Raw genomic sequence first — 13,217 nt, forward strand, 5'->3', positions numbered from 1 at the left:
TCCATCGAAATTGCAGTATCCGACAACAAATTCAAAGCGGGAGAGAGCAATGGCTGAAGCAAAAGTATTGAGTGGCGCGGGTCTGCGTGGCCAGGTTGCCGGGCAGACGGCGCTGTGCACCGTGGGCCTGGCCGGCGCTGGTTTGACCTATCGCGGCTATGACGTACGAGAGCTGGCCGCCGCTGCGCGTTTCGAAGAAGTGGCTTATCTGCTGCTTTACGGCGAGCTGCCGAACCAGGCACAGCTCGCGGCCTACATGAAGAAGCTGCAAGGTTTGCGTGACCTGCCGCAGGCGTTGAAAGAAGTGCTCGAGCGCATTCCGGCCAATGCCCATCCAATGGATGTGATGCGTACCGGCTCGTCGGTCCTCGGCACCCTGGAGCCGGAGCACAGCTTCGAGCAGCAGCATGATGTGACCGACCGCCTGCTGGCAATCTTTCCGGCGATCATGTGCTACTGGTACCGCTTCAGTCATGAAGGCCTGCGCATCGACTGCGTCACCGATGAAGAGTCCATCGGCGGCCACTTCCTGCACCTGCTGCACGGCAAGAAGCCGAGCGAGTTGCACGTCAAGGTGATGGATGTGTCGCTGATCCTCTACGCCGAGCACGAGTTCAACGCTTCGACCTTTACCGCGCGAGTCTGCGCCTCGACCCTGAGTGACATGTACTCCTGCGTCACCGCGGCTATCGGTTCGCTGCGCGGCCCGCTGCACGGCGGCGCCAACGAGGCGGCGATGGAGATGATCGCGCGTTTCAATTCGCCGGAAGAGGCGATCAAGGGCACCCTTGGCATGCTCGAGCGCAAGGACAAGATCATGGGCTTCGGTCACGCGATCTACAAAGAGTCCGACCCGCGTAACGAGGTGATCAAAGGCTGGTCGAAAAAGCTCGCCGACGAAGTCGGAGACACCGTGCTGTATCCCGTCTCCGAAGCGATAGACCGGACCATGTGGGAACAGAAGAAGCTGTTTCCCAATGCCGATTTCTACCACGCCTCGACGTACCACTTCATGGGCATTCCAACCAAACTGTTTACCCCGATCTTCGTCTGTTCGCGGGTCTCCGGCTGGGCCGCCCATGTGTTCGAACAGCGCGCCAACAACCGCATCATCCGGCCCAGCGCTGAGTATGTCGGCGTTGAGCAGCGGCCGGTCAAGCCTATCGCGGAGCGATAGCCGCTTTGATTTCCCTCTCCCGCTTGCGGGAGAGGGTGGCCCGCAGGGCCGGGAGAGGGTTGGTGCAGCTGGTACACCCTCGTTTGGTGGCGGGCAGTAATGAATTCTCTCTCCCTGAAGGGAGAGGTACAAATTTCACCCCAACATCGAGTGAGCGCCAACGCCGATCTGAACAACCGTTCTGACTATCCGCCGCTGGACAAGTGCTGATTGGGATAAAGGGGAGTAGGCCGTGACACTTGGTCGTGACACGCCGTTCTCCCCGACCTCGCCGTTCTGAACATTACTCGATTGAGTCCCTACGCCATGAACACTGCAAACCGCAAACCTCTGCCAGGCACCCAACTGGATTATTTCGACACCCGTGCCGCGGTCGATGCGATCCAGCCCGGCGCCTATGACAAGCTGCCGTACACCTCGCGTGTGCTGGCCGAAAACCTGGTGCGCCGCTGCGATCCCGCCCCGCTGACCGCCTCCCTGAAGCAGCTCATTGAGCGCAAGCGCGAGCTGGACTTCCCCTGGTTCCCGGCTCGCGTGGTCTGCCACGACATCCTCGGCCAGACTGCACTGGTTGACCTCGCCGGCCTGCGTGACGCCATTGCCGAGCAGGGCGGTGACCCCGCCATGGTCAACCCGGTGGTGCCGACCCAGCTGATCGTCGACCACTCGCTGGCGGTGGAATGTGGCGGCTTCGATCCGGACGCGTTCGCCAAGAACCGCGCCATCGAAGACCGCCGCAACGAAGACCGTTTCCACTTTATCAACTGGACCAAGAAGGCGTTCAAGAACGTCGACGTGATCCCTCCGGGCAACGGCATCCTGCACCAGATCAACCTCGAGCGCATGTCGCCCGTGGTGCAGGTGAAAGACGGCGTGGCCTTCCCGGACACCCTGGTCGGCACCGACAGCCACACTCCGATGGTCGACGCGCTGGGCGTGATTGCCATCGGCGTGGGCGGCCTCGAAGCCGAAAGCGTGATGCTGGGCCGCGCCTCCTGGATGCGTCTTCCGGACATCATCGGTGTGGAGCTGACCGGCAAGCCGCAGTCGGGCATCACCGCGACTGACATCGTGCTGTCCCTGACCGAGTTCCTGCGCAAGGAAAAAGTAGTGGGCGCCTACCTCGAGTTCTACGGGGAAGGCACGGCCAACCTGACCCTCGGCGACCGCGCCACCATCGCCAACATGGCGCCGGAATTCGGTGCCACCGCCGCGATGTTCTATATCGACCAGCAGACCATCGACTACCTGCGCCTCACCGGTCGTGAAGACGAGCAGGTCAGGCTGGTCGAGCTCTACGCCAAGGAAACCGGCCTCTGGGGCGACAGCCTGAAGAATGCCGAGTACGAGCGCGTGCTCTCGTTCGACCTGTCCACCGTGGTGCGTACGCTGGCTGGCCCGTCCAACCCGCACCGCCGTCTGCCAGTGTCCGAACTGGCCGCCCGTGGCGTGTCCGGCGTGGTGGAGAACGAGCCGGGCAAGATGCCGGACGGCGCCGTGATCATCGCCGCCATCACCAGCTGCACCAACACCAACAACCCGCGCAACATGGTGGCCGCCGGCCTGCTGGCCCGTAACGCCAACAAGCTAGGCCTGACCCGCAAGCCGTGGGTGAAGTCCTCGCTGGCCCCGGGCTCCAAGACCGTGGCCCTGTATCTGGAAGAAGGCGGCCTGCTGCCGGAGCTGGAACAGCTGGGCTTTGGTGTGGTGGCCTTCGCCTGCACCACCTGTAACGGCATGTCCGGCGCGCTGGACCCGGTGATCCAGAAAGAGGTGGTGGACCGCGACCTGTACGCCACCGCTGTACTGTCCGGCAACCGCAACTTCGACGGCCGTATCCACCCGTATGCCAAGCAGGCCTTCCTGGCCTCGCCGCCGCTGGTGGTGGCCTACGCCATCGCCGGCACCATCCGTTTCGACATCGAGAAGGATGTGCTGGGTCTGGATGCCAAGGGCCAGGAAATCCGCCTGAAGGACATCTGGCCGAGCGACGAAGAGATCGATGCCGTGGTCAAGGCCTCGGTGAAGCCGGAGCAGTTCCGCCAGGTCTACATCCCGATGTTTGCCATCCAGGAAGACACCGGTCCGAAGGTCGACCCGCTGTACGACTGGCGCCCGATGAGCACCTACATCCGCCGTCCGCCTTATTGGGCTAAAGAGGGGGAAGGCGCGCTGGCCGGTGAGCGCCCCCTGAAGGGCATGCGCCCGCTGGCGGTGCTGCCGGACAACATCACCACCGACCACCTGTCGCCGTCCAACGCCATCATGCTGAACAGCGCCGCCGGTGAGTACTTGGCCAAGATGGGCCTGCCGGAGGAGGACTTCAACTCCTACGCGACCCACCGTGGCGATCACCTGACCGCCCAGCGTGCCACCTTTGCCAACCCGCAACTGTTCAACGAGATGGTGATGGAAAACGGCGAGGTCAAACAGGGTTCGCTGGCCCGGGTCGAGCCGGAAGGCAAGGTGATGCGCATGTGGGAAGCGATCGAGACCTACATGGAGCGCAAGCAGCCGCTGATCATCATCGCCGGTGCCGACTACGGTCAGGGCTCGTCCCGTGACTGGGCGGCCAAGGGCGTGCGTCTGGCCGGTGTGGAAGCCATCGCGGCCGAAGGCTTCGAGCGTATCCACCGCACCAACCTGATCGGCATGGGCGTACTGCCACTGGAGTTCAAGCCGGGTATGAATCGCCAGACCCTCGGCATCGACGGCAGCGAGACCTTCGACGTGATCGGCGAGCGTACCCCGCGCACCACACTGACCCTGGTGATTAACCGCAAGAACGGCGAGCGGGTCGAAGTGCCGGTGACCTGCCGTCTCGATACCGCCGAAGAAGTGTCGATCTACGAGGCCGGCGGCGTGCTGCAGCGTTTTGCCCAGGACTTCCTGGAATCGGTGGCGACTGGCGATGCTGCCAGGCCGGGAGCGGCTGGCTAGCGCCCTCTCCCATTGGGAGAGGGCCGGGGTGAGGGGCTGCGGTAAACCCGGCGCCCCCTCATCCGCCCTTCGGGCACCTTCTCCCAGAGGGAGAAGGGATTTTTAGTGTTATCAGGACAATATTCCCATGGCACACGTACCCCAGATCAAGATTCCCGCCACCTATATCCGTGGCGGCACCAGCAAAGGCGTGTTCTTCCGCCTGCAGGATTTACCCGAAAGCGCACAAGTGCCGGGTGCGGCACGCGATGCCCTCCTGCTGCGCGTGATCGGCAGCCCGGACCCTTACGGTAAGCAGATTGACGGCATGGGCGGGGCCACCTCCAGCACCAGCAAGACGGTCATCCTGTCCAAGAGCAGCAAACCCGAGCACGACGTCGATTACCTGTTCGGCCAGGTGTCCATCGACAAAGCCTTCGTCGACTGGAGCGGCAACTGCGGCAACCTGTCTGCGGCGGTTGGCTCGTTTGCCATCAGCGCAGGTCTAGTGGATGCCAGCCGCATCCCCGAGAACGGCGTGGCCACCGTGCGGATCTGGCAGGCCAACATCGGCAAGAGCATCATCGCGCACGTGCCCATCACCGATGGCGCCGTGCAGGAAACCGGTGACTTCGCGCTCGACGGCGTGACTTTCCCCGCCGCGCAAGTGCAGCTCGAATTCCTGGACCCGGCTGCCGACGAAGAAGGTGCGGCCGGCTCGATGTTCCCTACCGGCAACCTCGTGGACGATCTCGAGGTGCCGGCTGATGTTGTGAAAGGGGGCACGCTCAAGGCCACGATGATCAATGCCGGCATCCCGACCATCTTCGTGAACGCAGAAGACCTCGGCTACACGGGCACCGAGTTGCAGGACGCCATCAACGGCGATGCCAAGGCCCTGGCCATGTTCGAGACGATTCGCGCCTATGGTGCGGTGCGCATGGGTCTCATCCAGCACATCGATGAAGCCGCCCAGCGCCAACACACGCCCAAGGTTGCCTTTGTGGCCAAGCCGACCGACTACCTCGCCTCCAGCGGCAAGCAAGTGGCTGCCGGTGACGTGGACCTGCTCGTGCGTGCCCTGTCGATGGGCAAACTGCACCACGCCATGATGGGCACGGCCGCCGTGGCCATCGGCACCGCCGCGGCGATTCCGGGCACGCTGGTGAATCTCGCGGCCGGCGGTGGTTCGCGCACTGCGGTGCGCTTTGGCCACCCCTCGGGCACCCTGCGCGTGGGCGCCGAAGCCAGCCAGGCCAACGGTGAATGGACGGTGACCAAGGCCATCATGAGCCGCAGCGCTCGAGTGCTGATGGAAGGCTGGGTCCGCGTGCCCGGCGATGCATTCTAAGGTGTGCTACCGCTTGATCCACAAGAACCCATTCAGGGTTCTTGTGGTTGATTTAACCTGCACTTAACGACGCGTTAGCAGAGTGAGTCGATGATGAGCGCCAACGTAGACCTGAACATCCGCCCCGACTACGACCAGGTCCTGCAGGACATCGCCGACTACGTCCTGAACTTCAAGATCGAGTCCAAGGAAGCCCTGAACACCGCCCGTAACTGCCTGATGGATACCCTGGGCTGTGGTCTGCTGGCGTTGCGTTTCCCTGAGTGCACCAAGCACTTGGGCCCGATCGTTGAAGGTACCGTGGTGCCGAACGGCGCCCGCGTGCCAGGCACCAGTTTCCGTCTGGATCCGGTCAAGGCGGCTTGGGACATCGGCTGCATCGTTCGTTGGCTGGACTACAACGACACCTGGCTGGCAGCCGAATGGGGGCATCCGTCGGATAACCTCGGGGGCATCCTGGCAGTCGCGGACCACCTGTCGCAGAAGCGTATCGCCAACGGTGACGCGCCGCTGACCATTCGTGCGGTGCTGGAAGCGGTGATCATGGCGCACGAGATCCAGGGCGTGATCGCCCTGGAGAACTCCTTCAATCGTGTCGGTCTGGACCACGTGATCCTGGTCAAAGTAGCCTCGACCGCGGTGACCGCCAAGCTGATGGGAGCCACCCGCGAACAGCTGCTGGCAGCACTGTCGCATGCCTTTGTCGATGGTCAGGCTCTGCGGACCTACCGTCATGCGCCGAACGCCGGCTCGCGTAAATCCTGGGCGGCTGGCGATGCTTCCAGTCGTGGCGTGCGTCTGGCCGATATCGCCATGCGTGGCGAAATGGGCATCCCGGGCGTGCTGACTGCGCCGCAGTGGGGCTTCTACGACGTGTTGTTCAGCCACACCAACAAAGATCTGGCGCTCAAGCCCGAAGATAAGCGCCAGTTCAGCTTTTCGCAGAAGTTCGGCACTTATGTGATGGAAAACGTGCTGTTTAAAATCAGCTTCCCGGCCGAGTTCCACTCGCAGACCGCCTGTGAAGCCGCAGTAACGCTGCATCCGCAGGTCAAAGACCGCCTGCACGAGATCGACAAGATCGTCATCACCACCCACGAGTCGGCGATCCGCATCATCTCCAAGGTCGGCCCGCTGGCCAACGCCGCCGACCGCGACCACTGCATCCAGTACATGACCGCCGTGCCGCTGGCCTTCGGCAGCCTGGTGGCCGAGCAGTACGAAGACGACTTCCATGCGGCCAACCCGATCATCGACGAGCTGCGCGAGAAGATGGTCATAGTCGAAGACGAGCGTTACACCCGCGAGTATCTGGAAGCGGACAAGCGCTCTATCGCCAACGCCATCCAAGTGTTCTTCAAGGACGGCACCTCGACCGAGCAAGTGGCTGTCGAGTACCCGATTGGCCATCGCCGCCGCCGTGCCGATGGTATCCCGCTGTTGGAAGAGAAGTTCAAAGCCAACCTGGCCACCAAATTCACCGGCCAGCGCAGCGCGGAAATTTTCGCCCTGTGCAAAGACCAGGCGAAACTGGAAGCTACCCCGGTCAACCGCTTTATGGATCTGTTCGTGATCTGAGAACCTGTTCAATATCTGCTGCGCTTGGTCATGCTGCGTTGAAAACAGGCTCGGAATGCTCATTTACCACTCGTAAACTGCGCTTCCTCGCCTGTTTGACTCGCTACGCTCGCCCTGCGGGCCAGCCTTTGGCTGTTACTCCGCTCCGCTGCGTTGCGCCTTGTGACCCACATGGATGTGGGGAATGCCGCGACCCGTAGGGAACGGGTGCGGCCCTGACCTGCGCTCGCGACGATCTTGAACAGGTTCTGAGGCGGCGGGCTGTAGGCCATAAGTCTGAAGACAAAACAAAGCCGGCATTGCCGGCTTTGTTTTTCGGGATGGCTTTGAAGTTCGGATGTAGGTTGGGTAGAGCCTAGCGAAACCCAGCTGGGTTTCGGCACAAGCGCCTCTGCCCAGCCTAGGTTTCGAAACCTATTTCAGTCTTCTTTCCACGCCTTTTTCCACCAGGATCTTGGCGGAGATCTCTTCCACCGAAAAGTGCGTGGAATTGATGAAGGGGATGTTTTCTCGGCGTAACAGTTGCTCGACCTCGCGAACTTCGAACTCGCACTGCGCGTAGCTGGCATAGCGGCTGTTCGGTTTGCGCTCGTTGCGGATGGCGGTCAGGCGATCGGGGTCGATGGTCAGGCCGAACAGCTTGTCCTTATAGGCTTTGAGCGCGGCAGGCAGTTGCAGGCGCTCCATATCTTCTTCGGTCAGCGGGTAGTTAGCCGCGCGGATGCCGTACTGCAAGGCCATGTACAGGCAGGTCGGAGTTTTCCCGCAGCGCGAGACGCCGACGAGGATCAGGTCGGCCTTGTCGTAGTAGTGGGTGCGGGCGCCGTCGTCGTTGTCCAGGGCGAAGTTCACCGCCTCGATCCGCTCCATATAGTTGGAGTTGGAGTTGATGGAGTGTGATTTGCCGACTGAGTAGGACGAATGCGAGGTCAGCTCCTGCTCCAGCGGAGCCAGGAAAGTGGAGAAGATATCAATCATAAAACCGTCGGACTTCGCCAAAATGTCGCGAATGTCCCGATTCACTATGGTGTCGAAGATGATCGGGCGGACACCGTCCTTCTCTGCGGCGCTGTTGATTTGTTGTACCATGGCCCGCGCTTTTTCAACGGTGTCGATGTAGGGGCGCGTGAGCTTGTGAAAGGTGATGTTTTCGAACTGCGCCAGCAGGCTTTGGCCGAGGGTTTCCGCCGTAATGCCGGTACCATCGGAGATGAAAAAAGCGGTTCGTTTCATTTGCACCGAAGGCCTTAAGCTGAGGACGATTCTTGGCTATCATAGGCCCCCTTTGATGGGCCCATGCCGGTTGGCATTGTTACTTATTTTCCAGGGCCAGGCCACAATCACGCGGAGCCGCTCCGCCTGAGCTTTTCCCGTGCCTGAGCTTGTCCAACACCGTTAGTGGAGAGATCACCTTGGTAGAGTACGTAGTTTCCCTCGATAAGCTCGGCGTCCATGATGTGGAGCATGTGGGGGGCAAGAACGCATCCCTGGGCGAGATGATCAGCAACCTCGCGGGCGCCGGTGTATCGGTTCCCGGTGGTTTCGCCACTACCGCCCAGGCCTACCGTGACTTCCTCGAGCAGAGCGGTCTGAACGAGCGTATCCACGCCGCCCTCGATGCGCTGGATGTGGACGACGTCAACGCCCTGGTGAAAACCGGCGCGCAAATCCGTCAGTGGGTGATGGACGCCGAGTTCCCCGAGCGCTTAAACGCCGAAATCCGTGCGGCTTTCGCCGAGATGTCGGCGGGCAACCCGAATATGGCCGTGGCCGTGCGTTCCTCGGCGACCGCCGAAGACTTGCCGGATGCCTCATTCGCCGGCCAGCAAGAAACCTTCCTGAACATTCGCGGCGTGGACAACGTGATCCGTGCGGCGAAGGAAGTGTTCGCTTCTCTATTCAACGACCGCGCCATCGCTTACCGCGTGCACCAGGGTTTCGACCACAAGCTGGTCGCCCTGTCCGCCGGCGTGCAGCGCATGGTTCGTTCGGAAACCGGCACCGCCGGCGTACTGTTCACCCTGGACACCGAATCGGGCTTTCGCGACGTGGTGTTTATCACCGGCGCCTATGGCTTGGGCGAAACCGTGGTGCAAGGCGCGGTCAACCCGGACGAGTTCTACGTCCACAAGCAAACCCTGGAGGCTGGCCGCCCTGCGATCCTGCGCCGCAACCTGGGTAGCAAAGCGATCAAGATGATCTACGGCGACGAAGCCAAGGCCGGCAAGTCGGTCAAGGTGGTGGATGTCGATCATGCCGAGCGCTCGCGCTTCTGCTTGAGCGATGCCGAGGTCACTGAGTTGGCCAAGCAGGCGCTGATCATCGAGAAGCACTACCAGCGGCCGATGGACATCGAGTGGGCCAAAGACGGCGACGACGGCAAGCTGTACATAGTCCAGGCCCGTCCTGAGACCGTGAAGAGCCGCTCCAGCGCCAATGTGATGGAGCGTTACCTGCTGAAAGAAACCGGCGTTGTCCTGGTCGAAGGTCGTGCCATCGGCCAGAAAATCGGCGCCGGCAAGGTGCGGGTGATCAACGATATTGCCGAGATGGACAAGGTTCAGCCGGGCGACGTACTGGTTTCCGACATGACCGACCCGGATTGGGAACCGATCATGAAGCGCGCCAGCGCTATCGTCACCAACCGTGGCGGGCGTACCTGTCACGCGGCGATCATCGCCCGTGAATTGGGAATTCCGGCCGTAGTCGGTTGCGGCAACGCCACCCAGGTGTTGCAGGATGGCCAGGGCGTTACCGTGTCCTGTGCCGAAGGCGACACCGGCTTTATCTTCGAAGGTGAGTTGGGCTTCGATATCCGCAAGAACTCCGTCGATGCGATGCCCGAGCTGCCGTTCAAGATCATGATGAACGTCGGCAATCCGGATCGCGCTTTCGACTTCGCCCAGTTGCCGAACGCCGGCGTGGGTCTGGCACGCTTGGAATTCATCATCAACCGCATGATCGGCGTGCACCCAAAAGCGCTGTTGAACTTTGCCAGCCTGCCGGCGGAGATCAAGGACAGCGTCGAGAAGCGCATCGCGGGTTACGACGATCCGGTTGGCTTCTACGTCGAGAAGCTGGTTGAGGGCATCAGCACCCTGGCCGCGGCGTTCTGGCCGAAGAAGGTCATAGTGCGGCTGTCGGACTTCAAGTCCAACGAATACGCCAACCTGATCGGCGGCAAGCTCTACGAGCCGGAAGAAGAGAACCCGATGCTGGGCTTTCGCGGCGCTTCGCGCTACATCAGCGAATCCTTCCGTGATTGTTTCGAGCTGGAATGCCGCGCGCTGAAGAAGGTCCGCAACGAAATGGGCCTGACCAACGTCGAGATCATGGTGCCGTTCGTGCGGACACTCGGCGAGGCGAGCCAAGTCGTTGATCTGCTAGCTCAAAACGGCCTGGCACGGGGCCAGAACGGCCTGAAAGTCATCATGATGTGCGAGCTGCCGTCTAACGCGATTCTGGCCGAAGAGTTTCTCGAGTTCTTCGATGGCTTCTCCATCGGTTCTAACGATCTGACTCAGCTGACGCTGGGCCTGGATCGTGACTCGGGGATTGTCGCTCACCTGTTTGACGAGCGTAATCCGGCGGTTAAGAAGCTGCTCTCCAATGCCATCCAGGCCTGTAACAAGGCCGGGAAATACATCGGCATCTGTGGTCAGGGCCCGTCGGATCATCCGGATCTGGCCAGGTGGTTGATGGAGCAGGGCATCGAAAGCGTCTCGTTGAACCCGGACTCCGTGCTGGAAACCTGGTTCTTCCTGGCGGAAGGTCAACCGGCCTGATGGCTTTATTTCGGTGCGGATCAACTCGTTCTGAGCTGCTCCGCACCGGCGCTGCTTGAATCAGCGCTTCTCTAACCACCTATAAAAAGGGCGGACATAATTCCGCCCTTTTTTGTGCAAGTAGCCGCATGCAAAGTAGCAGTGAACTTTTTCCCGTCGCGCTGATAAGCGCAGAGCTGCGTGGCGATCTGAGCGAAGACGTCTATCGCCTGAAGCCTGGTAACAGCAGCGATTTCAGCGTCGAACTGGCGCTAACCCGCCTGGGCCAGTCGGGCCAGGAAGCCAAGCGTGGTGTGCCGGTGATTCTGCTGCATGGCAGTTTCTCCAATCGACGTTTCTGGTATTCGCCGAAGGGCATTGGCCTCGGCCCCTATCTGGCGCGGGTTGGCTTTGACGTATGGATCGCGGAGATGCGTGGCCACGGTTTGTCGCCGCGTAACCTGAACTATCGACACAATCGAGTGGCGGATTATGTGCGTTATGACCTGCCGGCCATCGCGGCGTTCGTCCGCGAGCAGACGGCGCAGAGCCCGCACTGGATTGGTCACTCCCTCGGCGGCATCACCTTGGCGGCAGCGCTCGGTGGGCACTATCTGGGTGAGGATGAGGTCGCCTCGGCAGCCTTGTTCGGTAGCCAGATCAGTCGCGTCTACTGGCCGCTGAAAGTGCCGCCAGTGGAGTGGGGCGGACGTTTGCTGCTCAAGCGTTTCGCCGCGCTGTCAGGCTCACGGCTCAGGCGCGGCCCGGAAGACGAACCCATCGGTCTGGCGCTGGAAAGTCTGCGCTGGCATGGTCTGTTCGGTCGTTTCGGCGACGCCGAGCGCGATTGGTGGGCCGGGCTGGCGGAGGTGCGGGTGCCGTTGTTGGCCGTTGGCGCCGTGGGGGATCAGCAGGATCCCGCCTGGGCCTGTCGCAAATTGCTGGAACAGTTTGGCTCGCAAACCCGCGAGTTTGTCTGCCTCGGCAGGAAAAACGGTTTTGCCGATGATTACGGACATGTCGAGATGCTGGTTAGCAAGCACGCGCAGCGCGAAGTTTGGCCGCTGGCCGAGCATTGGCTGCGGGAGACGCGGCTGCCGGAAGGCGCAGGGCAGGCCTAAGCTTGCCTTAGGCTCGGTGCGTCGTAGGCTGGGTAGAGGCACCGGCGCTTCTACCCAGCCTACGCGATTGAACGTAACACGCCGCCATCCACGCGCATTGCGGCTCCGGAGGTGGCCAAGGCCAGCTCAGAAGCCAGATACACCACCAAGTCAGCCACCTCATCGACCGTTGCCAAGCGCTTGATCGGCGAGCCGGGTCGATGCTCGGCGATAAAGTTACGCTCCTGTTCTTCAACCGGAGCTCCTTGCTTCTCGGCATCTTGGCGAAGAAGCTAGCAACCCCTTCCGAGCGAGTCGGGCCAGGCAGCGGCGTTTATTTGCTAAGGAGTGCAGGCTTACGGCGGCTGAGGCGTTCCGTCGCGGCCGGCAGAACGCTAAAATGAGACGCCAAGACGGCATAGAGTCATTTTTGCTGCCACTGGAGGTGCCATGTTCGTTGCCCTCGAACGGCTGTTGAATCTAGAAGAAGGCTATCGGCGGACCTTCCAGGTCGCCGGGCGCAGCCTTTTATTGCTGGTGGTAGACCAGCAACCGGTGCTACTGGAGAATCGTTGTCCGCACCAGGGTGCACCCTTGCACAACGCTACGGTGCTCGGTAGGGTGCTGCGCTGCGCGCGGCATGGCTCCGAATTCGATCTGTTTACCGGGCAGGCGCTGAATGCCCATTGCGCGGGACTGACCCGGCTGACGCTGGTCTACGATGGCGACCGCATTGGCGTCGATCTCTGACTCAGCTTTTCTCACTCGTAGGAGTTTTTCCATGCAATACATCACTCCCGATCTGTGCGATGCCTACCCGGAACTGGTGCAGGTGGTTGAGCCGATGTTCAGCAATTTCGGCGGGCGCGACTCCTTTGGTGGCGAGATCGTCACCATCAAGTGTTTCGAGGACAACTCCCTGGTCAAGGATCAGGTCGAGCTCAATGGTAAAGGCAAAGTGCTGGTCGTCGATGGCGGTGGCTCGCTGCGTCGCGCCTTGCTTGGCGACATGCTGGCTGAGAAGGCGGCGAAGAACGGTTGGGAAGGTCTGGTGGTCTATGGGTGCATCCGTGACGTCGATGTCATCGCGCAGACCGAGCTGGGGGTGCAGGCGCTGGCCAGCCATCCGATGAAGACCGACAAGCGCGGCATCGGCGATCTGAACGTGCCGGTGACTTTCGGTGGCGTGACTTTCCGTCCAGGTGAGTATGTGTATGCCGACAACAACGGCATCATCCTTTCGCCCAAGCCGCTGGAGATGCCGGCCTAAGGTCTTAAAACCCGGCGCAAGCCGGGTTTTTTCTAAGTTCGGCAATCGGCAGCCAGTA

10 protein-coding genes are annotated in these 13,217 nt (G+C 61.4%); 8 read left to right on the plus strand and 2 right to left on the minus strand.

Annotated features, from left to right (window positions below):
* The first annotated feature begins 49 nt into the window (after positions 1-49).
* From prpC to prpD, 4 genes are all read left to right on the plus strand, one after another.
* Positions 50-1,177, plus strand: coding sequence for a 2-methylcitrate synthase (gene prpC, locus FFS12_RS03680; protein ID WP_137885571.1), 1,128 nt, complete (start codon positions 50-52; stop codon positions 1,175-1,177).
* Between the two features lie 306 nt (positions 1,178-1,483).
* Positions 1,484-4,117 carry a Fe/S-dependent 2-methylisocitrate dehydratase AcnD gene (acnD, locus tag FFS12_RS03685; protein WP_137885572.1) on the plus strand — a complete coding sequence of 878 codons (2,634 nt, stop codon included), beginning with the start codon at positions 1,484-1,486 and terminating at the stop codon, positions 4,115-4,117.
* Positions 4,118-4,244: 127 nt separating this feature from the next.
* Entirely contained in the window at positions 4,245-5,447 is a 1,203-nt protein-coding gene (gene prpF / locus FFS12_RS03690) for a 2-methylaconitate cis-trans isomerase PrpF (protein ID WP_137885573.1), read from the plus strand.
* Between the two features lie 93 nt (positions 5,448-5,540).
* Positions 5,541-7,025, plus strand: a complete 1,485-nt coding sequence (gene prpD, locus FFS12_RS03695; protein ID WP_137885574.1) for a 2-methylcitrate dehydratase — start codon at positions 5,541-5,543, stop codon at positions 7,023-7,025.
* Positions 7,026-7,439: 414 nt separating this feature from the next.
* On the opposite strand, the gene FFS12_RS03700 is transcribed toward prpD, so the two are convergent.
* The gene (locus tag FFS12_RS03700; protein ID WP_137885575.1) at positions 7,440-8,258 is read right to left on the minus strand and encodes a pyruvate, water dikinase regulatory protein; all 819 of its coding nucleotides are present in this window, start codon (positions 8,256-8,258) and stop codon (positions 7,440-7,442) included.
* Between the two features lie 179 nt (positions 8,259-8,437).
* Here FFS12_RS03700 and ppsA point away from each other — a divergent pair, with 179 nt between their 5' ends.
* Together ppsA and FFS12_RS03710 are read left to right on the plus strand one after the other, a co-directional pair.
* Entirely contained in the window at positions 8,438-10,810 is a 2,373-nt protein-coding gene (gene ppsA / locus FFS12_RS03705) for a phosphoenolpyruvate synthase (RefSeq protein ID WP_137885576.1), read from the plus strand.
* 128 nt (positions 10,811-10,938) lie between these two features.
* Complete coding sequence (locus FFS12_RS03710; protein ID WP_137885577.1) at positions 10,939-11,910, plus strand: alpha/beta fold hydrolase; 972 nt, start codon at positions 10,939-10,941, stop codon at positions 11,908-11,910.
* 59 nt (positions 11,911-11,969) lie between these two features.
* Here FFS12_RS03710 and FFS12_RS20085 read toward each other — a convergent pair whose 3' ends face one another.
* Positions 11,970-12,086 carry an SDR family oxidoreductase gene (locus FFS12_RS20085; RefSeq protein ID WP_256657258.1) on the minus strand — a complete coding sequence of 39 codons (117 nt, stop codon included), beginning with the start codon at positions 12,084-12,086 and terminating at the stop codon, positions 11,970-11,972.
* Positions 12,087-12,339: 253 nt separating this feature from the next.
* On the opposite strand from FFS12_RS20085, the gene FFS12_RS03720 reads away from it, so the two are divergent.
* Positions 12,340-12,639 carry a Rieske (2Fe-2S) protein gene (locus tag FFS12_RS03720; RefSeq protein WP_137885578.1) on the plus strand — a complete coding sequence of 100 codons (300 nt, stop codon included), beginning with the start codon at positions 12,340-12,342 and terminating at the stop codon, positions 12,637-12,639.
* Positions 12,640-12,670: 31 nt separating this feature from the next.
* Positions 12,671-13,159 (plus strand): ribonuclease E activity regulator RraA, encoded by a 489-nt coding sequence (gene rraA / locus FFS12_RS03725; RefSeq protein ID WP_137885579.1) that lies wholly within the window; start codon positions 12,671-12,673, stop codon positions 13,157-13,159.
* Positions 13,160-13,217: the final 58 nt, after the last annotated feature.

The organism is Pseudomonas sp. 2FE, from assembly GCF_005503735.1.
Taxonomy (GTDB): domain Bacteria; phylum Pseudomonadota; class Gammaproteobacteria; order Pseudomonadales; family Pseudomonadaceae; genus Aquipseudomonas.

What these genes read in the sequence shown, in the direction of transcription:
- prpC (WP_137885571.1), top strand. Translation starts at nt 50, where the DNA reads ATGGCTGAAGCAAAAGTATTGAGTGGCGCGGGTCTGCGTGGCCAGGTT.
- acnD (WP_137885572.1), top strand. Translation starts at nt 1,484, where the DNA reads ATGAACACTGCAAACCGCAAACCTCTGCCAGGCACCCAACTGGATTAT.
- prpF (WP_137885573.1), top strand. Translation starts at nt 4,245, where the DNA reads ATGGCACACGTACCCCAGATCAAGATTCCCGCCACCTATATCCGTGGC.
- prpD (WP_137885574.1), top strand. Translation starts at nt 5,541, where the DNA reads ATGAGCGCCAACGTAGACCTGAACATCCGCCCCGACTACGACCAGGTC.
- FFS12_RS03700 (WP_137885575.1), bottom strand. Translation starts at nt 8,258, where the DNA reads ATGAAACGAACCGCTTTTTTCATCTCCGATGGTACCGGCATTACGGCG.
- FFS12_RS03710 (WP_137885577.1), top strand. Translation starts at nt 10,939, where the DNA reads ATGCAAAGTAGCAGTGAACTTTTTCCCGTCGCGCTGATAAGCGCAGAG.
- FFS12_RS03720 (WP_137885578.1), top strand. Translation starts at nt 12,340, where the DNA reads ATGTTCGTTGCCCTCGAACGGCTGTTGAATCTAGAAGAAGGCTATCGG.
- rraA (WP_137885579.1), top strand. Translation starts at nt 12,671, where the DNA reads ATGCAATACATCACTCCCGATCTGTGCGATGCCTACCCGGAACTGGTG.